Annotated in this window: 20 protein-coding genes; 15 read left to right on the forward strand and 5 right to left on the reverse strand. The window is 37.0% G+C overall.

Translation table 11 applies throughout. The features are described from left to right. Positions 1 to 361 precede the first annotated feature (361 nt). The 6 genes from ACFQRG_RS01340 to ACFQRG_RS01365 all read left to right on the forward strand — a co-directional run bounded on the left by ACFQRG_RS01340 (position 362) and on the right by ACFQRG_RS01365 (position 6,205). A complete protein-coding gene (locus tag ACFQRG_RS01340) occupies positions 362 to 1,738 on the forward strand; it encodes a DUF1565 domain-containing protein (RefSeq protein ID WP_380962850.1) in 1,377 nt (458 codons plus the stop codon). A gap of 179 nt (positions 1,739 to 1,917) precedes the next feature. Beyond that, entirely contained in the window at positions 1,918 to 3,450 is a 1,533-nt protein-coding gene (locus tag ACFQRG_RS01345; protein ID WP_380962852.1) for an MDR family MFS transporter, read from the forward strand. A gap of 186 nt (positions 3,451 to 3,636) precedes the next feature. Continuing rightward, the gene (locus ACFQRG_RS01350; RefSeq protein ID WP_380962854.1) at positions 3,637 to 3,753 is read left to right on the forward strand and encodes an FbpB family small basic protein; all 117 of its coding nucleotides are present in this window, start codon (positions 3,637 to 3,639) and stop codon (positions 3,751 to 3,753) included. A 172-nt stretch (positions 3,754 to 3,925) separates the two neighbouring features. Then, a complete protein-coding gene (locus ACFQRG_RS01355) occupies positions 3,926 to 4,339 on the forward strand; it encodes a MerR family transcriptional regulator (RefSeq protein WP_380962856.1) in 414 nt (137 codons plus the stop codon). 37 nt (positions 4,340 to 4,376) lie between these two features. Next, complete coding sequence (locus ACFQRG_RS01360) at positions 4,377 to 5,717, forward strand: hemolysin family protein (RefSeq protein WP_380962858.1); 1,341 nt, start codon at positions 4,377 to 4,379, stop codon at positions 5,715 to 5,717. Between the two features lie 230 nt (positions 5,718 to 5,947). Next, positions 5,948 to 6,205 carry a hypothetical protein gene (locus ACFQRG_RS01365; protein ID WP_380962860.1) on the forward strand — a complete coding sequence of 86 codons (258 nt, stop codon included), beginning with the start codon at positions 5,948 to 5,950 and terminating at the stop codon, positions 6,203 to 6,205. An 82-nt stretch (positions 6,206 to 6,287) separates the two neighbouring features. Here ACFQRG_RS01365 and ACFQRG_RS01370 read toward each other — a convergent pair whose 3' ends face one another. Then, complete coding sequence (locus tag ACFQRG_RS01370) at positions 6,288 to 6,707, reverse strand: organic hydroperoxide resistance protein (protein ID WP_380962862.1); 420 nt, start codon at positions 6,705 to 6,707, stop codon at positions 6,288 to 6,290. Positions 6,708 to 6,896: 189 nt separating this feature from the next. Here ACFQRG_RS01370 and ACFQRG_RS01375 point away from each other — a divergent pair, with 189 nt between their 5' ends. Further along, on the forward strand, positions 6,897 to 7,085 hold the full coding sequence (locus ACFQRG_RS01375; protein WP_380962864.1) for a hypothetical protein: 189 nt from the start codon (positions 6,897 to 6,899) through the stop codon (positions 7,083 to 7,085). A gap of 123 nt (positions 7,086 to 7,208) precedes the next feature. On the opposite strand, the gene ACFQRG_RS01380 is transcribed toward ACFQRG_RS01375, so the two are convergent. The 3 genes from ACFQRG_RS01380 to ACFQRG_RS01390 all read right to left on the reverse strand — a co-directional run bounded on the left by ACFQRG_RS01380 (position 7,209) and on the right by ACFQRG_RS01390 (position 9,189). Next, the gene (locus ACFQRG_RS01380) at positions 7,209 to 7,352 is read right to left on the reverse strand and encodes a hypothetical protein (RefSeq protein ID WP_380962866.1); all 144 of its coding nucleotides are present in this window, start codon (positions 7,350 to 7,352) and stop codon (positions 7,209 to 7,211) included. Positions 7,353 to 7,508: 156 nt separating this feature from the next. Further along, positions 7,509 to 7,883, reverse strand: a complete 375-nt coding sequence (locus ACFQRG_RS01385) for a DUF4181 domain-containing protein (RefSeq protein ID WP_380962867.1) — start codon at positions 7,881 to 7,883, stop codon at positions 7,509 to 7,511. 73 nt (positions 7,884 to 7,956) lie between these two features. Then, positions 7,957 to 9,189 carry an aminopeptidase gene (locus ACFQRG_RS01390; protein ID WP_380962869.1) on the reverse strand — a complete coding sequence of 411 codons (1,233 nt, stop codon included), beginning with the start codon at positions 9,187 to 9,189 and terminating at the stop codon, positions 7,957 to 7,959. Between the two features lie 189 nt (positions 9,190 to 9,378). Here ACFQRG_RS01390 and ACFQRG_RS01395 point away from each other — a divergent pair, with 189 nt between their 5' ends. The 4 genes from ACFQRG_RS01395 to ACFQRG_RS01410 all read left to right on the forward strand — a co-directional run bounded on the left by ACFQRG_RS01395 (position 9,379) and on the right by ACFQRG_RS01410 (position 14,309). Further along, positions 9,379 to 11,118 carry a phospho-sugar mutase gene (locus ACFQRG_RS01395; RefSeq protein ID WP_380962871.1) on the forward strand — a complete coding sequence of 580 codons (1,740 nt, stop codon included), beginning with the start codon at positions 9,379 to 9,381 and terminating at the stop codon, positions 11,116 to 11,118. A 194-nt stretch (positions 11,119 to 11,312) separates the two neighbouring features. Next, positions 11,313 to 12,413 carry a response regulator aspartate phosphatase gene (locus ACFQRG_RS01400; protein ID WP_380962873.1) on the forward strand — a complete coding sequence of 367 codons (1,101 nt, stop codon included), beginning with the start codon at positions 11,313 to 11,315 and terminating at the stop codon, positions 12,411 to 12,413. After that, positions 12,410 to 12,586: a hypothetical protein gene (locus ACFQRG_RS01405; RefSeq protein WP_380962875.1), complete on the forward strand. Its 177-nt coding sequence runs from the start codon at positions 12,410 to 12,412 to the stop codon at positions 12,584 to 12,586. Before ACFQRG_RS01400 ends, ACFQRG_RS01405 begins: the two co-directional genes overlap by 4 nt. A gap of 142 nt (positions 12,587 to 12,728) precedes the next feature. Then, entirely contained in the window at positions 12,729 to 14,309 is a 1,581-nt protein-coding gene (locus ACFQRG_RS01410; RefSeq protein WP_380962877.1) for a peptide chain release factor 3, read from the forward strand. 62 nt (positions 14,310 to 14,371) lie between these two features. On the opposite strand, the gene ACFQRG_RS01415 is transcribed toward ACFQRG_RS01410, so the two are convergent. Beyond that, positions 14,372 to 14,974: a Uma2 family endonuclease gene (locus ACFQRG_RS01415; RefSeq protein WP_380962879.1), complete on the reverse strand. Its 603-nt coding sequence runs from the start codon at positions 14,972 to 14,974 to the stop codon at positions 14,372 to 14,374. 156 nt (positions 14,975 to 15,130) lie between these two features. Here ACFQRG_RS01415 and ACFQRG_RS01420 point away from each other — a divergent pair, with 156 nt between their 5' ends. The 4 genes from ACFQRG_RS01420 (at position 15,131) to ACFQRG_RS01435 (ending at position 21,583) form a co-directional block, all read left to right on the forward strand. After that, positions 15,131 to 16,549, forward strand: a complete 1,419-nt coding sequence (locus ACFQRG_RS01420) for a SpoVR family protein (RefSeq protein ID WP_380963235.1) — start codon at positions 15,131 to 15,133, stop codon at positions 16,547 to 16,549. Positions 16,550 to 16,921: 372 nt separating this feature from the next. After that, entirely contained in the window at positions 16,922 to 17,284 is a 363-nt protein-coding gene (locus ACFQRG_RS01425; RefSeq protein ID WP_380962881.1) for a Na-translocating system protein MpsC family protein, read from the forward strand. Positions 17,285 to 17,456: 172 nt separating this feature from the next. Further along, entirely contained in the window at positions 17,457 to 18,971 is a 1,515-nt protein-coding gene (locus ACFQRG_RS01430; RefSeq protein WP_380962883.1) for an NADH dehydrogenase subunit 5, read from the forward strand. After that, complete coding sequence (locus ACFQRG_RS01435) at positions 18,968 to 21,583, forward strand: DUF2309 domain-containing protein (protein ID WP_380962884.1); 2,616 nt, start codon at positions 18,968 to 18,970, stop codon at positions 21,581 to 21,583. The genes ACFQRG_RS01430 and ACFQRG_RS01435 overlap by 4 nt, the downstream gene beginning before the upstream one ends. Positions 21,584 to 21,701 lie beyond the last annotated feature (118 nt).

Here is a 21,701-nt window from a genome sequence, read left to right on the forward strand (position 1 = left end):
TAATCCAACATGGCGGGTTGTAGTCGCTTTGCCATTGCGGCACCAGTAAACGAAGAATTTTACTGTTCGTTGCTTTGTTATTTTTCAACATATCGCACTTCTCCTTTCTCTTTATCAATGATTTCACAAAGGATACAGAAACCCTAATCATTGATTGTACCGTAAACTTCCCTTTTTTCTGGTGCTTTTTTAACATTTTTTATCTATTTCATAAGATTTCTTGTTGAATTAAATCCCCTCTAGTACAACTCCTTATTTTGTTTCTTTCCTTATAAAATTTTTGTTAATGATAATAATTGCATTTTCGTTAATCCCGGAGCAGTATGAAAGATATGAAATATTATCAATAAGGAATGATTAAATGAAAAAAATTATTTTAATTCTCTTGGCTGCTGCTGCTATCATAATTGTTTTGGCATTAAATAATGCTAATGAGAAAAAAGATAAGGCTATATATGTAGCTGTAAATGGAGATGATCAAAATGATGGAACAAAATCAAAGCCCTTTCGCACACTTAAAAAAGCCGCTTCTGAAGCTAAAGCAGGGACGACCGTCTTCATAAGAAAAGGAACTTACAATGAAAAACTTGTCGTAAAACATAGTGGAACAAAATCAAAACCAATAATTTTTAGAGCATATAAAAAGGATAAGGTGGTCCTTAGTGGAAAAAATCTAAAGGATGTTGAAGGCGATACATCCTTAATTACGATTAATAATAAAAATTATCTTACTATTAGCGGATTAACGATACAGGATTTAACGACTGATTTATCAGATGAAACAGTCATGGGGATTTATGTAACAGGTTCTAGCAGTCATATCACATTAGAAAATAACCATGTACACCGGATAAAAACACTTGCTGAAGATGGTAATGCTCATGGAATCGCAATATACGGAACAGGTGCAATGAGGGATATAAATATTTCGAATAATACAGTAGAAGATTTAAAGCTTGGTTCCAGTGAATCTCTTGTTCTTAATGGAAATATTGACGGTTTTAAGGTGGAAAATAACCTGGTTCGCCGGAATGATAATATCGGTATTGATCTGATTGGTTACGAAGGCACCTCTAATGATAAAAAAGCTGACTTTGTACGTAATGGAGTTGTAAATAGTAATAAAATTTATGAAATATCCTCTTTTGGCAACCCGGCTTATGGGGAAGAGTATTCTGCAGGAGGAATTTATGTAGATGGCGGGAAAAATATAACCATTGCAAAGAATACTGTTTATAAAAGCGATATCGGAATAGAAGCAACCTCAGAGCATCCTAAAAAGTATGCTGATCATATTAAAATTTTAAACAATATTTTATATAATAACTTTTTCACTGGCATTTCAATTGGAGGGTATGATAAAAAACGGGGAGGTACTAAAAATTCCTTTATCTATCAAAATATTATTTATCGAAATGACACAAAGGGTTTAGACGGGGGCCAGCTTTTATTACAGTATGATATAAAAAACAACGTGATAGAAAAAAATACTTTGACAGCTGGACCATCCCGCATATTTGTCGCTAATTATTTTAAAACAAATAAAGAAAATAAACTAAAGAAGAATGTATTTCATAAAGAAAAAGGAAAAAAGGGGATATGGATTTGGAAAGAAGAAGAATATACTTCCTTTCCTGAATTTAAAAAAGCTTCGAATAGTGATGATGAATCCAGTTATAAAAATGCAAAAAAATTTGATTTTGAACTAAAAAAGGATTCACTTGCAAAAAAATTATAGAATAAATTCGATTAGAAAAACTTCACAAAATGATGCCCAAGGATAGAGGGAATAGCAAGGCGGTAAGTATTGATTATCGCCCATTTTTATTTTATATTTAATTTTCCTTCCAAAAATTCATATTCAGTTCACAAACGCACTTTATAATACATGTATAAAAAATTGAAAGGATTAGATACATGGAAACTTCTTTAAAGAAAGAAACCGGGCTTGCAAAAAATAAAAGCAATAAAATCCTTGTTATGGCCGGTTTAATCATTGGGCTGATTTTTTCAGAATTAGACGAAACTGTCGTTAATACTGCCATGCCGACAATCATTCGCGATCTTGGCGGACTGTCATTATACGGCTGGGTTGCCGGGGTATATATGTTAGCCTTATCTGCTTTTATGCCTATTTTGGGGAAACTGGCTGATTTATATGGGCGGAAAAAGATTTATTTGATTTGTATGGCCTTTTTTATTGGCGGATCAATTGTGTGCGGTCTTTCCAATTCGATGACGATGCTTCTTATCGGACGCGGTATTCAAGGAATTGGTGCCGGCGGATTAATGCCTCTGGCGATGACGATTTCAAGCGATCTATTCCCCCTTGAACAGCGGGCAAAAGTACAGGGGTTAATGGGGCCGATTATGTTTATTCCGATGTTATTAGGTCCGTTGATGGGCGGTTACTTTGTAGATCAAGTAAGTTGGCACTGGATCTTCTTTGTTAATATTCCAGTTGGTGTCGTTGCCGCTGTCTGTTTGTTAAGCGGGCTTCAGGAATCGATAACAAGAAAGACAGTCGTGATTGACTGGGCCGGGGCATTTCTCCTAGTCTCAGCGATTATCTCATTATTAATCACACCTGTGTTAATAGAAAATGAAGGATATACTTGGGGGTCCCCATTAATCATTGGGCTTCTTTGCTTAGGCGTTTTATTAATTGGAGTTTTTATTTGGGCAGAATCGAAAGCGGCAGAGCCGATCGTTCCGCTCCACTTATTTAAAAACCGCAACATTTTAGTTTTATCTATCATTGTATTTACGGTAGGGATAGGGCTGATGGGATCTTTTTCATCGTTCCCATATTTTGCGCAAAATGTGTTAGGACTAACGCCGACGGAAGCGGGATACTTAACCCTGCCTATGATGGTTGGCGCCGTCATTTCATCGATGATATGCGGGTTCTTGCTGACAAAGGTTCGTTACCGTGAATTGTTCGTTATTGCTTTTATTATGCCTGTCATTGGTTTCTACTTATTTTCCCATATGACGATTCATACAACTATCGTACAAATCATTGTCTTCTTTTTAATTACAGGTCTCGGCTTAGGCGTATTGTTCGGCGGTGATAACTTAATTGTTCAGGAATCAGTTGAAGATGAGCATAAAGGCGTAGCCCTGGCCACTGTTCCATTATTTCAAACGATTGGTGCAACAGTGGGGGTAAGCATTTTCGGAAACCTATTATCATCGACTCTTACTTCTAAATTAGGAGAATTAGGCGGTCAATTGCCTAAAAGCATGACCGAGCATATGAATAGTTTAGCAGCAGCGGGTATTCCGCAGGGGCTGTCATCTGAACTATTTATAAAAATAAAAACGATATTTGTCGATTCATTTCAACATATATACATGTACTCATTCGTCATTGCAATCATCTCATTTATTTTGTGCTGGTTTTTGAAAAAAGAAGTTCTATCTTCTAAATCGGAAGAAAAAGGTTAAATACAAGAAAGCTGAATTCAAAAAAATAGAATTCAGCTTTCTTTATACTTTTTAATAAGCTTGCCAATCGGCAAGTTTTCTTTAATAGACTTTAAAAAAATAATAATAGTCATGGAATATTCACACTTTTAAAATAAAAATAAGAATAATGTGGTATAATAGAATTATAGAAAGGTGGTAAGCATCATGAGAAAGAAAGTGACATTAAAGGACCTCATTAACAAAAATAAGTCAGAAATTTCAAATGATAAAAAAGCCCTTGAAAAAATAGAGGTCAAAATAGATAAAAAGCACAGTGCTTAACAAAGGGAATTAAGAGCCATTACCTATTCGGTATGGCTCTTAATTTTTTTATGGAACGTGCATTTAAGAGTGTGAATGTTACTAAGTGTCAAAAAAATAACGTTAAACGTTCTATTTTTCAACTGAATCAAGTATAATACAAATAATGAAAGGAGTGAAGGCTGTTGGGAAGTTGTATAAAATAGGTGAAGTTGCAAAGTTAGCTAATGTATCAAAACGTACGGTTGATTATTACACAAAAATGGGCTTAATAGAAGCAAAACGTTTTCAATCAAACCACCGGTACTATACAGAAGATACCATTAATGATCTTCAATTAATTATGAAATATAAGCAACAACATCTTTCACTTCGCGAGATTATAGAAAAGGTAAAACTTAAAAGATCGATAGAAGATGATATGGTTTATAGATCTGTCGAAGAATTGAGTGAACACATGAAAACACTCGATCAAGATTTTATTAAACTGCAAACCTTATTAAAACAGCTTGATAAAAATCAATTGCAATTTATAAATAAAAGAATAAGTACCGACGGGAATGCTTTATTACAATCGTGGACCATGCTTTTAAAACAACTATCCTAAGAGGAGGTGGACATCCTTACGCTTTGTAAGGATGATTTTGAGTATAATTAATATCATTTTAATACTTCTTTTAATCGTGATTAGTGCTTACTTTGTTGCGGCTGAGTTTGCTATTGTTAAGGTGAGGAAAACGAAAATTGATCAGCTTGCCTCAGAAGGAAATAAGAATGCAAAAGCTGTCCAAAAAATTATTGGACAGTTAGATGGCTACTTATCGACAACACAACTAGGGATAACAGTTGTCTCTTTAATCATTGGCTGGTTAGGCGAACCAACAGTTGGCCATCTGTTGCATCCTGTTTTTTCTTTGTTGAATCTGCCTGAATCGGCAGCAACCGGTATTTCCGTTATTGCAGGCTTTTTGGTGATTACCTTTTTCCATGTTGTTTTGGGAGAATTGGCACCAAAGACTTTTGCGATTGAAAAAGCCGAAACTATAAGTTTATTTATTGCCAGACCATTAATTCTTTTTAATACAATCGCTTTTCCATTCATCTGGATACTCAATAGCAGTTCACGATTGTTCGTTAGGCTGTTTGGATTATCACCAGCATCTGAAAGTGAAACGGCTCATTCTGAAGAAGAATTGCGTTTAATCTTAGCAGAAAGCTTTAAGAGCGGCGAAATTAATCGATCCGAAATGGAGTACCTTAATAATATCTTTGATTTTGATGAACGGGTAGCGAAAGAAATTATGGTACCGAGAACAGAAATTGTTTGTCTTTTTTTAGATAACACATTAGATGAAAACATGACGATTTTAAAGGAAGAAAAATACACAAGGTACCCTGTGGCAGACGTAGACAAGGATCACATTATAGGATATGTTAATATTAAAGATATTTTTGATGACTATTTAAAAGAAAAACACCGGGCAATAAAAAATTATATCCGCCCGATGACAATTGCAATGGAAAACACACCTGTAAATGAACTATTAAAAAAAATGCAGGGAAACAAAAGTCACATGGCCATTATTGTTGATGAATATGGCGGTACATCCGGTCTTGTGACAATAGAAGATATTTTGGAAGAGATTGTCGGAGAAATCCGGGATGAGTACGATGTTGAAGAACTGCCTGAAGTACGTAATATAAATGAAAAAACGATTATTATTGATGGTAAAGTGCTTATCTCAGATATTAATGAGATGCTGGAACTTGATTTAGATGATTCGGATATTGATACGATAGGCGGCTGGATTTTATCTAATGAAGTCGATGCCAAAAAGGGTACGGCTATCAATTACGGTGAATATGAATTTAAAGTCAGAAATATCGATGGACACCAAATCAAAGAAATTGAAGTTAAAAAGCTGAATGAAGAACCCGTTACAGTTATTAATGAACAGGATTATCCATTAGGGAACTTACAGTAAAATTAGAAAAATGATGAAGCCAAATAATAAGGTTTCATCATTTTTTAATTTTTTTAACCTTTATCTCTTATTCTAAATTGCTATATTAACACATTGAAAGAGTTGTTACCTTTGGCAAAAAAGCTTAAGCAAATTTCCCTAGGCCGAATCATTAAATTAGGGTTTAACTTATGCAAAATGAACTTTGTGGGCATATACTGGAATAATTATCATACAAAGAGGTGATTTAAGTGTATTATTCAGGAGGCGGATATCATTATCCGCAACACTATTCACCGGCTGCAGCTAGAAGGGATTATTACTACCAGAAATATTTGTATCACGCAAAAATGTGTGAGTACTATTATAAAAAAATCTTTGGCAACAATAAAGGAGAAATAAGCTATCATTTGCCTCCGAATATTGAAGTCAAAGAAAAATGGAAAAAGAAAACAACCTATGAAAAAACATATACACCAGTCCCATTTCATAAAGGGGCGCCAAATTAAAAAGGAAGCATATGAAAATACTCAAACAGGCTAACCGGATGGTTAGCCTGTCAATTTCAAACAAAACATGTACCAGCTAATTTTATACAGCCCTTGGGTTCAATTCAACGTTAATATTTCCCCGGGTAGCTTTGGAATAAGGACAAACCTGATGAGCTTCTTCGGCTAATTCCTCAGCTTCTTGCTGGCTTACACCTTTTATATCAATATTTAAAGTAGCAGAAATTTTAAATCCGCCGTCATCCGGGTCCTTTAAAAAGCTTACATCTGCTGTTGTCGTTGAATCAATTTCTTTTTTCTTTTGGGAAGCAACTAAATTTAAGGCCCCATCATAACAGGCTGAATAAGCAGCAGCAAACAACTGTTCAGGGTTTGTTCCCTTTTTGTCTGATTTTCCGGTAGGCATTACTAAATCTAAATCAATTAATCCATCGTCTGACTTAACATGACCGTCCCGTCCGCCTTTAGCCGTCGCATGAGCTGTAAACAGTGCTTTACTCATTGTGAAATCACTCCATTATTAATATTGTTGTGTTTCAAAATTAGAATCCTATGATAACATTCCCGTTTTACGAGATTTTAAAACATTCTGTAAGGCAGATGTTTTTTAATATATTACTTTGATGGATAAAACGCCAAATAAATACACATACTCTATACGGAACTTTAATGAAGAGGATGGTAAAATGGAATGGAACAAATTTTGTTAAATTGCAGTGAATGCCGGCAGGAAACAAAACATGTCCTTGATGTTTCAAAGCAAGATGTCTCAACAGGCTGCAATTACACTGTAAAAGTATATTGCAGAGATTGCGGGAAAACGACAAATTGGGTTGAATTTATCAATACAAATAGGTATAAGAACGTTGCCGATTTGTAAGGCTTTTAATTTAAATATGCTATTTTACAGATTTTTCATGTGAAACGGGTTATGCCAGGTAAAACGAATATTTTATACGTGAAAAGGCACCCGTTCAGGTGCCTGTCCATGGAAATATATTTGTTAATCATCATTTTGATCATCAATATGGATGATCGGTGTATTAAGGTAAACATAGGTTGGGAAATCGACATCTTCTTCAAAGATATTGTGTAACTTTTCTTCATTTTCGCTGGATTTTTCGTCTTTAAGTTTATCCTTTAACAATTTAACACCCCCCTTCAAACAGAATAAAAGGCATGGGGGTCTGTATTAATTTTTGTTAAAAGCTTTATTTGTATGCATTTTCCTTTAATAATTTAAGAAAAAATTTAAGTAGGGCTCAGCTAATAAAAGAAAAGCTTAAAGGGAGCTTATTACCATTTATTTATTTAAGTAACTGATGATCGGTAATAAAGCAATCAGATAAATAACCAATCCAAAGAAGGTAATGATATATTCTTTATTATTCCTTTTATATTTCCACTCCATAAAGGCACGAAAACAGTATAGAACTATAAAAAATGGGATCAACAAAATAGTACTATCAAAATTAAATATCACAGAAAGGACGATACCTAGTAAGAATATAATAAAAATTATCGTTTCCCCACGTTTATGAATATCGTTAACTGTTTTATAAAAAAAGCCTTCTTCTTGTTTAGGTATACATAATTTTTTTCTTATTATTTTTTCATTAAAATTCCCGAGAATTAAAATGAAAAATATAAATATTATAGCTGCAAAATAAAAAAACATAATTTCCCTTTCTTACTTATAGCTTACTTAAGTATAAAAATTATAGGAGAGGGGGGACGTTCACCCCCCTTTATTAAATCGCCCAATTGCCGTTCCGGAACAATGGCAGGCGCTTGCCATCCTTCGTTTCAGCATCAATATCAAGCTGGCTGGAGCCAATCATAAAGTCAGTATGAACATAGCTTTGGTTCACTTCTTGCGCGGTTAATTCTTCAGCCGACATGTTGTCACTATCTTTGATATTCATAGTGATTGCATTGCCTAATGCGATATGGCATGAGGCATTTTCATCGTACAGTGTATTAAAGAAAATAATACCTGATTGAGAAATTGGCGATTGGTGCGGCACAAGAGCGACTTCTCCAAGGAAGCGGGCGCCTCCGTCTGTATCAAGCATAGCCTTCAGGGCATCATAGCCTTTTTCAGCTGAAAAATCGACAACTTTTCCGTCTTTGAATGTGAAAGAGAAGTTTTCGATTAAATTGCCGTTCAGAGCTAATGGCTTTGTGCTGGTGACAGTACCGTTAACGCCTGTTTTCTTCGGTGCGGTGAACACTTCTTCCGTCGGCATATTTGGAATATATGTACGGCCTTGAGTCGATTTATGACCGGCAGCGACCCATACATGATCGGGATGCAGTTCGATTGATAAATCAGTGCCCGGACCTTTATAATGCAAAGCTTTAAATTTTTGTTCATTAAGATACGCCATTTTTTCTTGTAAGTCTTTGGAATGATGTTTCCAAGCCTCAACAGGGTTTTCTTGATCAAGACGAACCGTTTTAAAAATAGCTTCCCAAAGGATCTCGATGGCCTCATCGGTTGCTTTATCAGGAAAAACTTGCTTAGCCCAAGCTTCTGTTGGTACGCCGGCAATGCACCAATGGATGTCGCCTTTAAGCTGCGCTTCTTGGAAGAATTTCAAAGCTTGACCTGATGCTTGCTGTGATATTTGGATGCGTTTTGGATCAACACCGGCATATGCATTGGGATCTGATCCTGTAATTTGTAAAATGGCCCCATGATTTTCTACGAGTTCCTCAAACATGGCCACCCGCCATTTCGGCACTTCTTTTAAACTTTCTTCAGGCTGTTCTTCAAATTGAATCCGCCCGGTCGGACTGTCACTCCATTCGACATGCACCTTCTTCGCGCCATTTTGGTATGCCTCGCGAACAACAGCTCGGGTAAACGGTGCGGCTTCTAATGGAGAATTAACGATTAATTTTTGACCTTCTTGAATGTTTAAACCGATTTTTACGACAAGTTCCGCATATTTTTCAATTTTTTCTTGAAAGGACTTCATAATTTTATCCTCCTATGAGTTTTTAACAAGGAATAACATGATAATCAATATGAGTATTCTGATTTTAATTCTACATGATTTTTAACAATTAGTGCCATATTTTTATATGAATTTTTGCTATAATGAAATAGGACTTTATACATATAAGTGCAGGTTGAAACAACCTCTAAAAAATGGAGTGACTAAGCAATGAATTGGAAAACAGCTTATCATAAATGGCTTTCCAAAAATGATTTGGACGGTCATTTAAAGCAACAACTTGAAAACATAGAAAATGATGAAGGGCAGCTGGAAGATTGCTTTTATAAAAATCTCGAGTTTGGCACCGGCGGTATGCGCGGTGAGTTAGGACCGGGAACAAACCGGATGAACCGTTATACAATCAGAAAAGCATCAGAAGGTTTGGCAAAACATATTATCGCAAAAGGTTCAGAAGCGAAAAAGCGCGGTGTCGTGATTGCGTATGATTCCAGGCATTTTTCTAAAGAATTTGCGATGGAAGCCGCTTTAACTATCGCAAAGCATGATATCCAGACTTATGTATTTGAATCATTGCGGCCGACACCGGTCTTGTCATTTGCAGTCAGGCATCTTCACGCCTTTTCGGGTATTGTGATCACGGCAAGCCATAATCCGCCGCAGTATAATGGTTACAAAGTCTATAATGAAGACGGCGGGCAAATGCCTCCTGAAGAAGCGAATCAACTTGTTGAGTGTGTCAATCAGATTGAGGATGAGTTATCAGTAGCCATTGGCGATGAAGAGAAGTTAAAAGAGAATGGTGTATTGAAAATCATAGGCGGGGAAGTGGACAATGCCTATCAAGTTCATTTAAAAACCGTTTCTATTCAGCCGGACGTGATTGAAAAAGCGCGCGGTTTGAAAATTGTTTTTACACCTCTTCATGGAACGGCGTTAATGCCTGTGACTGACGGTTTTAAAAATTGGGGATTTACAAATGTTACGGTTGTCGAAGAACAAGCACAGCCTGATCCTGAATTCTCCACAGTTAAATTACCGAATCCGGAGGAACATGAAGCTTTTACAATCGCTATCAAATATGGGAAAAAGACGGATGCTGATATTTTACTCGGTACTGATCCTGATGCCGACCGGATGGGCGTTGCTGTTAAAAATCATTCCGGGGAATACACAGTCCTGACCGGGAACCAAACCGGCGCGATTTTATTACATTATATTTTAACCCATAAAAAAGCAGGGCATGATTTGCCAAACAATGGCGTTGTTCTAAAAACCATTGTTACATCAGAAATCGGCAGAGCTATTGCTGAAAGCTTTGGTATTGAAACCGTTGATACATTAACAGGTTTTAAATTCATTGGTGAAAAAATCCGTGAATATGAAGAAAATCATAAGCATCAATTTCTGTTTGGATACGAGGAAAGTTACGGTTATCTGATCGGCGACTTTGTTCGGGACAAGGATGCTGTCCAAGCTTGCTTATTAATTTCTGAAGCGGCCGCCTATTATAAGCTTCAAGGGAAAACACTCTACGATGCTCTTCAAGATATTTTTAAAGAGTACGGCTTTTATAAAGAAGATCTGGAATCATTAACATTAAAAGGTAAGCAAGGCACTGAACAAATTAAAGGAATTCTTCGGGATTTCAGGGAGCATCCGCCGGTAACTGTTGCCGGTTCAACTGTAGCGGTTATCGAAGATTATCAAAGTGCAAAACGCAAAAATATCAAGGACGGAACCGAAGAAATGATTAATCTTCCGGTCTCTAACGTCTTGAAGTATAAGCTTGAAGATGGTTCATGGCTTTGTATGAGGCCATCAGGAACAGAGCCGAAAATTAAGTTTTATTTCGGAGTTAAAGGTGAATCAGCTGACGGCAGTAACAACCGGCTTAAAGAAGTTAAAGAGGATATCATGGCAAGAATCAGACAGATTATCAAAAAATAATAACAGGGCAATAAAAAATACCCCAAAAATGATTAACTTTTTGGGGTATTTCAGATACTAGATTAAGAGAAAAACGATAGAAAATAGTGACAAATTGATTGTTAAGATATAAAAAATAGGGAAATCATGGTATAATTAAAATATAGTTTTTTAAAGCTTTTGAATTTTGGTCAGAAGGGGATGCTATCCTTATTGTGGTATTAAAGACCGTAGAAAACAAATATATGATGCAGCTGCTTAATGATTGGTATAAAGAGATGCAATTTAATCATTTTTCAAAGGCAAAAGAAATCAGAGAAATAGTAAGCGATAACATTAACAATCTTGAAGAAGAAGATCAAACTTTACTCATTTATTTTTCCTTGTTGGATTACCGATACCAATTATTTATTGATAATTTCGGAAAGGCCGATCAAACCCTCGATCAAATTAAACCAATAATGGAACAAACCGACGACCTGCTGGCTTATTATTACTATTTCTTTCAAGCGATTCATGCTACTAAAACTGGAAATTACAGTAACGCCCGCAAATATTTCATAGAGGCCGAAAAACTATTAAAAAACGTGCCCGACGTTATTGAAAAAGCTGAGTTTAACTATAAAGTAGCTATTTTCTACTATCATATCCATCAAAATCTCCTTGCAATGAATTATGCGTTAAAAGCCAAGGCAATATTTGAAGAAAGTTTTGGTTATGAAATAAATGCCGCAGATTGTGAAAATATTTTAGGTCTTGCCTGTACGGATCTTAAACAGTTTGAAAATGCTGAAAAATATTTTAATCATGCATTAAAGACCGCTGAAAAACAAAACCATCAGAAATTATATATATTAATTTGTTATAATCTCGGACTGCTTTATGCTGAACAAAATGGATTATCAGATGATGCCATTCGTTACTTAAATTACGCTTACGAAAACAAATTTAAACTGTATAAAACAACATTTCTTCTTGCCCGTGAATATTATAAATTGGGTGAAAGCGATAAGGGATATATATTCCTCAGAGAGGGAATGAAGCACTGCAAACAGTCTAATAATAAAGAATACGAGCATCACTTAAATATTCTCGATAAATTAAATAACTCTTCAGATGAAAAGGAATTGGAGTCAGCAGTAAAAGAAGGTCTTATTTATTTTCAAAGTGAAGGCTTGTGGGGATTTATCAGGGATTATGCAGAACAGTTAGCTGTGTATTTCCATAAAAAGAATGATTTTGTAAAAGCAAGCTATTATTTTAATCTATCCTATGAGGCAAAACAAAATCTCTATGAAAAAGGGGCTTTAAAATGAAAAAAATATTATCTGGATTAGGTTTACTTGCTTTGGGCTTTGCAATTTCTGTTTCGGTCGCATCCAATGGACCAAATAAGCCATTATCCAATCACGGAGAAACTTTATCAGCGGGTAACCAGTTTGCTTCCAGTGAAGTTGTATCAACGGCCAATCATGGAGAGACACTCTAAGAATTAGAAAATATAAAGATAATTATTATTTTTTAAGCACTCTCAGCAGTGCTTTTTTATTTTTTTAACCATTGTTTTTTCGTATTAAGCTATGGTATGTTTTGAATGGAAAAATAAGATGCGCAGAAAGAAAGGGAAACAAATGGGACATTTACAACAGGAAACGGCACGGCGCCGAACGTTCGCCATTATTTCGCACCCGGATGCCGGGAAAACGACTCTTACAGAAAAGCTGTTATTACTTGGGGGAGCCATTCGAACAGCAGGTGCCGTCAAATCCAGAAAATCTGAGAAGTTTGCGACATCAGACTGGATGGAGCTTGAGAAACAAAGGGGTATATCTGTAACCTCAAGTGTCATGCAGTTTACTTATAACGATTTTAAAATTAATATATTGGACACACCTGGGCACCAAGACTTTAGTGAGGACACTTACCGGACATTAATGGCGGTTGACAGCGTCGTGATGATCATCGATGTTGCGAAGGGTGTTGAACCGCAAACGATTAAATTATTTAAAGTTTGCCGTGACCGCGGGATTCCTATTTTTACTTTTATTAATAAACTTGACCGTCAAGGAAAGGAACCGCTTGAATTATTTGAGGAAATTGAGGAAGTCCTTGGCATCGAATCGTTTCCTATTAACTATCCGATCGGTATGGGGCAATCATTTCGCGGCGTTTATGACCGCTTTCAGAAAAAAATTGAATGGTATAACGAAAATAAAGAACGGCAAACGCTTGAGGTTGAATCCATGGATCATCTTAGCGAAGCATTAAAGGATGTTGCTGATGAATCAACGATAGCACAATTGGAAGAAGATCTATTACTGATTGATGAAGCGGGCAATGAATTTGACATTGAAGCTGTAAAAGCTGGTAAGCAAACGCCTGTATTTTTTGGCAGTGCTGTTTCAAGCTTCGGTGTACCATCATTTTTGGAGCATTATTTACAAATGGCGCCAACCCCGCAGCCGAGAGAATCAAGTGCGGGGACAATTGAACCCGATCAATCAAGCTTTTCGGGCTTTGTATTTAAAATTCAAGCTAACATGAATCCCGCACACCGCGACCGCATTGCATTTTTAAGAATTTGTTCAGGAAAATTTGAAAGAGGCATGACGGTATGGCTTGACCGGACAGGAAAGCAGCTGAAGCTTGCTCAGCCTCAGCAATTTTTTGCTGACAGCAGAGAAATCATTGACGAAGCTTTTCCCGGAGATATTGTCGGCCTATATGATCCGGGATTCTATCAAATCGGCGATACGGTATGCGGTGTTAAAGATACCTTTAACTATGGTGAACTGCCGCAATTCCCGCCGGAGCATTTTGCAAAAGTTCGCGCTAAAAACGCAATGAAACAGAAGCATTTTCTAAAAGGCGTCAATCAGTTAGCTCAAGAAGGCGCGATTCAAATTTACCGCACACAATATGAAGAAACCATTTTAGGTGTCGTCGGACAGCTGCAGTTTGACGTGTTTGTTTACCGGATGAAAGCCGAATACGGTGTTGACCTTGATATGCAAATGATGCCGCATCAACTGGCAAAATGGATTGTAGATAAAGAAGAAGCAAAGAATCTCCAGCGTTCATCAAATAATCTTGTTGTTGCTGACAGGGATGAGCGGCCAGTGATTATCTTTGAGAATGAATTTGCATTAAGGTGGTTCCAGCAAAAGCATCCTGACGTTAAATTGGCCGATTCAAGTTATTCTTTAAGTTAATAGAAAATCGAAAAAGGGCGCTGATTAGCGTTCTTTTTTACGGTTTCATCAACTTATTTATATTATTCACGAAAAATTGTTGTTAGGTCGATCGAAAAGTCTTCAAAAATGCCGATTTTAATACAATCACCTTTACCGTAAGTTTCGAATGGGCTGTAGCGTTCTTGTTTATTAAGCTCATACGTTGTGATAATGCCCTCCATGGGATAGACGAGCCAAAATTCTTGTACACCCATTTTTTCGTACAAAGACTTCTTTACAGTCATATCCTTTTTTAATGTGGAAGGTGAAATGACTTCGATAATGAGATCAGGACTTCCAACTGCACCTTTTTCATCCAGCTTATCTTTATCACAAAATACAGACAAATCAGGCTGGACAACATTGATAGCTTTTTCATCAGTTTCACTAACCTCTGGAAGCCGCACATCAAATGGGGCAATATATACTTCATATGTTTTATCTTTTAAATAGTTGGAAAAAGCTGTTGCGAGCGCTAACAAAACTTCCTGATGCTTCCTGGACGGGGTTGCGGTCATTTCATATACTTTTCCATCAATAATTTCCCGGCGTATGTCATCAGTCCAATTTAAATAATCTCGATAAGTATATTTACGGTTGGGCTGATAATTGTAAGCTTGTTCATGCACTTTATTGTGATCCACAAAACTCACCTCCCTTTATGTCTTTATTATAACAGGGGAAGAAAGTCAGGTGAACTGCGGACCTTATTCCGAAAAACAATAACCTCACCATACTCCTTGAACATGAATAAACTGAACTTATCATATATTTCTTTTAAGGAGCATTTTATGAAAGGGATGGTGAAGGTGAATCAGGAGGAAATGCGCCAGCTTGATCGGGCTATTGATGAGATTACCGAGATCGCCAAAGGGTTTGGATTAGATTTTTATCCAATGCGTTACGAAGTTTGCCCCGCGGAAATTATATATACATTTGGTGCCTACGGGATGCCTACACGGTTTTCCCACTGGAGCTTTGGCAAACAATTTTATAAAATGAAGCTTCAATATGATCTTGGGTTGAGTAAAATTTATGAGCTGGTCATAAATTCCAATCCATGTTATGCTTTTTTGCTTAATACGAACAGTCTGGTTCAAAATAAAATGATTGTTGCTCACGTCCTTGCCCATTGCGACTTTTTCAAAAATAATGTACGGTTCAAAAATACAAGGCGGGATATGGTTGAAAGTATGAGTGCAACGGCGGAAAGAATCAGGGACTATGAAGAAGAATATGGCAGAGGCGAGGTTGAGCGTTTTATCGATGCAGTAATGGCAATAAATGAACATATAGATCCATCATTAATACATCCAAAATCGCAAAAGTCTGAAGATGACTCAAAAAAGCACCGTCCTAAACGCCGGCCAATGTCAAATTATGAAGATTTACTTGATCTTGATGGTAAAGAAGAAGTTAAAAAAGAAAAGCCAAAAAAATTTCCGGAAAGCCCTGAAAAAGATTTGCTTTTATTTATTGAAGAAAACAGTAAAGAATTAAGTGATTGGCAGAGAGATATTTTAACGATGCTTCGTGAAGAAATGCTTTATTTCTGGCCGCAGTTAGAGACGAAAATTATGAATGAAGGATGGGCATCCTACTGGCATGCAAGAATCATGAGAGAGTTAGATTTAACTTCAGATGAAGCCATTGAATTTGCCACTCTTAATGCTAATGTCGTGCAGCCTTCCAAACAAAGAATTAATCCGTATTATTTAGGCTTAAAGATATTTGAAGATATTGAAGAGAGATATAATCATCCAACTGAAGAGATGAAGCGCCGCGGCGTAGAAGAAGGGTCAGGCAGGGAAAAATTGTTTGAAGTAAGGGAAGTTGAATCCGATCAATCATTTATTAGAAATTATCTGACTAAAGAACTTATCCAAGATGAAGATATGTTTCTTTATGAAAGACAAGGTGACGAAATTAAAATCACAAGCAAAGATTGGAAGGAAATTCGCGATCAGCTTGTTTCAACCCGTGTCAATGGCGGTTATCCTTATATTGTCGTTGAAAATGGCGATTACATGAAAAGCGGCGAATTATATCTTAAACATCGGTATGAAGATATGGAATTGGATATAAAATATTTAGAAAAAGTATTGGAATATATTTATCAATTATGGGGCAGAGCAGTGCATATGGAGACGGTTATTGAAGAACACCCGGTTTTGTTTACATGCGACGGCACAAGGGTGCACAGGAAAAGGTTAGATTAAAAAGGAATCCTCTTGTTGGATTCCTTTTTAACATGCAAACGCAGCTTTTTCCCTTAATGGACTGTAAAAGGCGGTTCACTAAACTAAAATTGTTACCGAGTTGTGCTTTATACTATGACCTACTCAAATACCTGGCTATATAGTATTGACAAAATTAACTTTTTAGACTAAATTAATATTAGAAAATGACCGAGTGATATTATTTACCTTCTTTATTTATAAAAAAGGCTTTAGCATTCAATTAATTTAAAATTGGTTGGATGAAAAGGCACTTTTTTGAGAAAGAAGTACAGAATAAGGGGAATCGGTATATTTCTTGACTAAGAAAGACTAGTCTAAAAATATACCGTTTTTTTGTACCGGAGGACTTACATGAAAAAAACAAAAGGGTACATTGAATCAGAAATAAGTAAAAGGATTACTCAATGGGAAAAGGATTTTCTAGGGCGTGGATCTGTTTCCGTTAAAACAGATATTTTACGTGACTTAATCATTGTTTATTTAAACGGTATTTTAACACCTGCCGAATACGCGGTATGTCAATCGAAAGAAGGCATGCTGTCTGTAAAAAGTACTCGTTCCGGGTTAGTTGAATCAGGTTTGGATGATTTAAAAGAAATGATTTTATCCATAACTGGTGAGGAAGTAAAAAGCTTCCATACTGATTTAAGTACTCGTACCGGAGAACGAGTTATAGTGTTTAAGCTATTTAATGACTTAGAAAAAAAATTGTAACTTTGAAATAAATATAAATGGGAGATTTTTAAAGGGCTTTATAAGTCAGTTAAAGATAAACCGGCAACTTAGTATCAATGGTTAAGTCCATTGATACCAGTTGTCGGTTTTTTATTTTGAGTTAATTTATAAAGTTGTAGATTCGTTCAATATTGACGGGGGAGGGAATTATATGTTCATACTTACTTTGTTTTTTGTATCGCTTATTTTATCCGGGCTAAGCGGGTTATTATTCTTATCTCAACGGGTGCCCTTGGTGTATGTTCGTTTTCACATAGGCATCATTTCATTACCTGCTTTAGTTTCATTATTTGCTTTTTGTAATACCAGTGCGAGCCGTAATGTTGGACTTTTGCACTTGGATTCCCTCACTTGGTTTATGGCATTTTTTGTTCTTACGATAGGAATAGTCATCCAGCGTTTCTCTGTAAGGTATTTACTGGGAAATCTTTTTTATCGGAAATACTTTATACTTTACACAGTTATTACAGGCGGTGCTGCCGTTACTTGGTTAAGTGATGATTTTCGCTTGCTGGTCGGTTGTTGGGGAATTACTCTCATGGGATTAACGATACTAATAAGCATAAATAGAAAGTGGAAGGTAACGAGAGCAGCAACAAGACTTTCTGGTTATGTATTTGCAGTTAGCTGGCTAGCTCTTTTAGCGGCTATCATCTGGCTTTATCAAGTCACAGGGGATTGGAACTTTTCTTCAGCTCTAACCAATGACAGTTTGGCTCACATTAGTTCATGGGAAAAAACAGGCATAAATCTGCTGTTGGTTTTAGCTGTCATTATTCCAGCTGCCCAATGGCCATTTCATAATTGGTTAATTGAATCTATTGTCGCTCCTACACCAGTTTCAGCAATCATGCATGCTGGAATAGTAAATGCAGGTGGAATTATGCTAACGCGATTTTCACCGTTATTTAATGGAGATAAAGCTCAAATTTTTCTGCTTGTTCTCTCAAGTATTTCCGTCTTAATCGGTATTGGAATAAGTTTGGTCCAGGTTGACTATAAACGCCAATTGGTTGGTTCTACGATTTCGCAGATGGGTTTTATGCTTATTCAATGTGCATTAGGTGCCTATTTGGCAGCCATTATTCACCTTGTATTACATGGTTTGTTTAAGGCCACACTTTTTTTACAGGCTGGTTCGGCATTACATCAACATGAAAAATTATCTCAGGTTAATAAAAGGTCATCCTTTTTATGGACCATGACTGGCTATGTATTAGGTTTACTTACTGGGGTTGCCTATTGGATGTTGGCCCCGGGCGGGGGATATCAACTTGTTAATGCTTTCATTTTAGGCTGGTCGTTATCATTTTCTTGGAAAAAGCTAATCGCATTTAGCAGAGGACGGATTGACCGAATGGTTGGTCTTTTCATTCTGGGAGTCTCTGCCATCGTTTACTTTCTGATACACAGCTTATTTAAGGGATGGTTACATGCTAACGTTTACCAAAGCGTCCAAATACCATTACCATTCGTCCTTATTGTCGTTTGTCTTTTGATACTTGGCAGTGTAATGGATGCACTTGCTGCTCGTTATTCTTCTTCAGCTTTGTTCGCCGTGCTCTATCTTTGGTTAGTAAAGCTAGGAGAAGGCCAGGCAAAGTCTACAGAAAGTCATCCGAACTATCTTAAACAATATCCGTCGGAAAGAGGTAATCGGTTATGAGCACAATATCAACATTATCTGAAAATGAAATTGAACAAAAAAATGCTTCCAAAGTAACCGATATAAAAATTTTGGTTAGTTCAGCTAGTCGAGTGATAGTACCACTTGGGCCAATTTCAACATTTGCAGCCCGCCATCCTTGGGAGGGAATGGAAGAACAAACATTTGAAGAGGTTGCGGAATGGTTAAGAAACACTAAAAATGTAGAATTATACCCTAGTGTTTCCATGATTCTTTCGGCTAAAAATCGTGGTGAGATTGATCCGGATTTTCTAGAAATGGGTTTGCAGCGTTGGCTAAACTCATATCCGCTTAACATACCAAGGGATGAAGCTGAACGTTTTTGCCGAGCTTCCTTAAAATTGGATACAGTGCCTGCTCATCTTTTGACATCACCCGAGTTAAAAAAATCAATAGAGAAATTAAGAAACTGGAAGATGGATATTTGCGAAAGTTCCCCAATGCAGCCCTTAAGCATGTATAAAGAGCACAAGGCTGATGAGAATTTAGCGGAGCTGCTTAATCATCACATCATTAAATGGTGTAAGTTATATCTTGATAACTCTCAGGCGGGATGGTCCATGCCGAAACGTGATGAGGGATTTTATCAGTCTTGGCGACGACTTGCACAGTACGACCCTGCATTAAGCAAAAATCAGCGCAAGAGTTTAAAAAATTGGCCGCAAGATGCAGATACGGCTTTGGAAATAGCGTTATCTGCTCTTGGAATTCCCCAATCAGAGATTCAAAATTACCTTGAAGGGCATTTGCTTTCCTTGCCTGGTTGGGCAGGCATGATGCTTTGGCGTTCTCAACAATCTAAACACGAACAGTCATTATTGTTAGAGTATTTAGCTGTTCGAATTTCAATGGAGTGGGCTCTTCTGAAGCCTTACCTCCCTTTGCAAAAAAAATGCTTTAAGGAAAAAGTTAAAATTGATTCACTTTTAGCAGCTTGGATTCATTTCGGTGGGCTTACATTCGAGAAGTGGTCGAAGATGTCTACTAATCAACAAAAGGAATATTTAACATTTGCATACAATTTTAATGAGAAGATTTGTAAAAGACTTTGGCTTGAAGCTTGGGAACAAACATATACAGACCAATTGAGCCGGAAAGTTTTATCTAATCAACATGTGAAGAATGAAACCAAACCTGTATTAGCTCAATTCGCATTTTGTATTGATGTCCGTTCAGAGCCTTATCGACGTTATCTAGAGAAAGCGGGTCCTTTTGAAACGTTTGGTGTTGCGGGTTTCTTTGGATTACCGATTGAAATTAGTGAACTTGGCAGTAAACATACCCATTCTTCCTTGCCGGTTATGCAAAAGCCGCAACATAAAATAGAAGAAAATACGGATGAAAATCAACTGAAGCAATACCAGCAACGTAAACAGGCTGTAGAATCTCTAAGTTATACCTTTAAAACGATGAAACAGAATGCCCTTCCAAGCCTACATTTGCCAGAGGTAAGTGGTCCTTGGCTTACGATTAAAATGTTAACACGCAGTATGCTTCCACGAAGAGCGGGATCTTTCATACGTAACCTTCGAGATTCATGGTTACACAAACCAGATACGCATCTCTCGCTTAATTCTGTTAGGGACCTTGAATCTGAGATTCCTTTAGGGTTCTCTAATGAGGACCAAGTAAACTATGTATGTCAAACGCTTAGAATGATGGGTCTGATAAAGAACTTCGCTCCATTAATCGTCATTTGTGGACACGGAAGTCAAAGCACAAATAACCCGTATTCTTCATCGCTTGACTGCGGTGCCTGTGGTGGGGCATCAGGAGGGTTCAATGCACGGGTTTTTGCATCTTTGTGCAACTTGCCAAAGGTAAGAGAAGTTCTTTCGTCTGAAGGTATTGAAATTCCAGAGGAGACGATTTTCGTTGCGGCTGAGCATAATACAACTGTCAATGAATTAAAATGGCTCTATGTTCCCAAACTTTCAAAATCAGCTCAAGAAGCGTTTAATTATGTAGAGGAAGTCTTACCTAAGGTAGGTCAACAAGCAAATGCAGACTCTGTATCACAATTACCTAATATCAAAACGCATTTTAAAAATCCAATGGCCGAGGCCCATCGTTTTGCAGATGATTGGAGTGAAATACGTCCTGAATGGGGATTGGCTCGTAATGCTGCTTTTATTATTGGCGAGCGGGAGCTAACCCAGAATTGCAATTTAGAAGGAAGAGTTTTTCTTCATAATTATGATTGGAAGCAGGATCCAGACGGTAAGCTGCTTGCTAACATTATTGCTGGGCCTGGAACGGTGGCACAATGGATTAACTTACAGTATTATGCATCCACCGTTGCCCCTCATTTTTATGGCAGTGGGAACAAAGCTACCCAAACTGTAACAGCGGGACTCGGGGTTATGCAAGGCGTTGCAAGTGATTTATTAAGCGGACTTCCATGGCAATCAGTGATGGCATCAGATGATGAGGCTTATCATGCTCCTCTTCGTTTGCTGATTGTCATTCAGGCACCCAATGAGTATGTAGAACGGTTATTAAATAATGATGGAACTTTTAATAAAAAAGTTCAAAATGGGTGGCTTAGGCTTGCAAGCCTGAACCCGCAAGGATACTGGGAAAACTGGTAACATTTAAAATGTAATAACTTTATAAAGTGAAACCTCCATCAGTATGGTTAGCGATGCTGCTGCTTGAATAAGCTTCTTGTCTTCTTCGAATAAGCTGCCACGGGGGTTATCGTCCGTT

The sequence above is a fragment of the Scopulibacillus cellulosilyticus genome (assembly GCF_042665295.1).
Lineage (GTDB): Bacteria > Bacillota > Bacilli > Bacillales > Sporolactobacillaceae > Scopulibacillus_A > Scopulibacillus_A cellulosilyticus.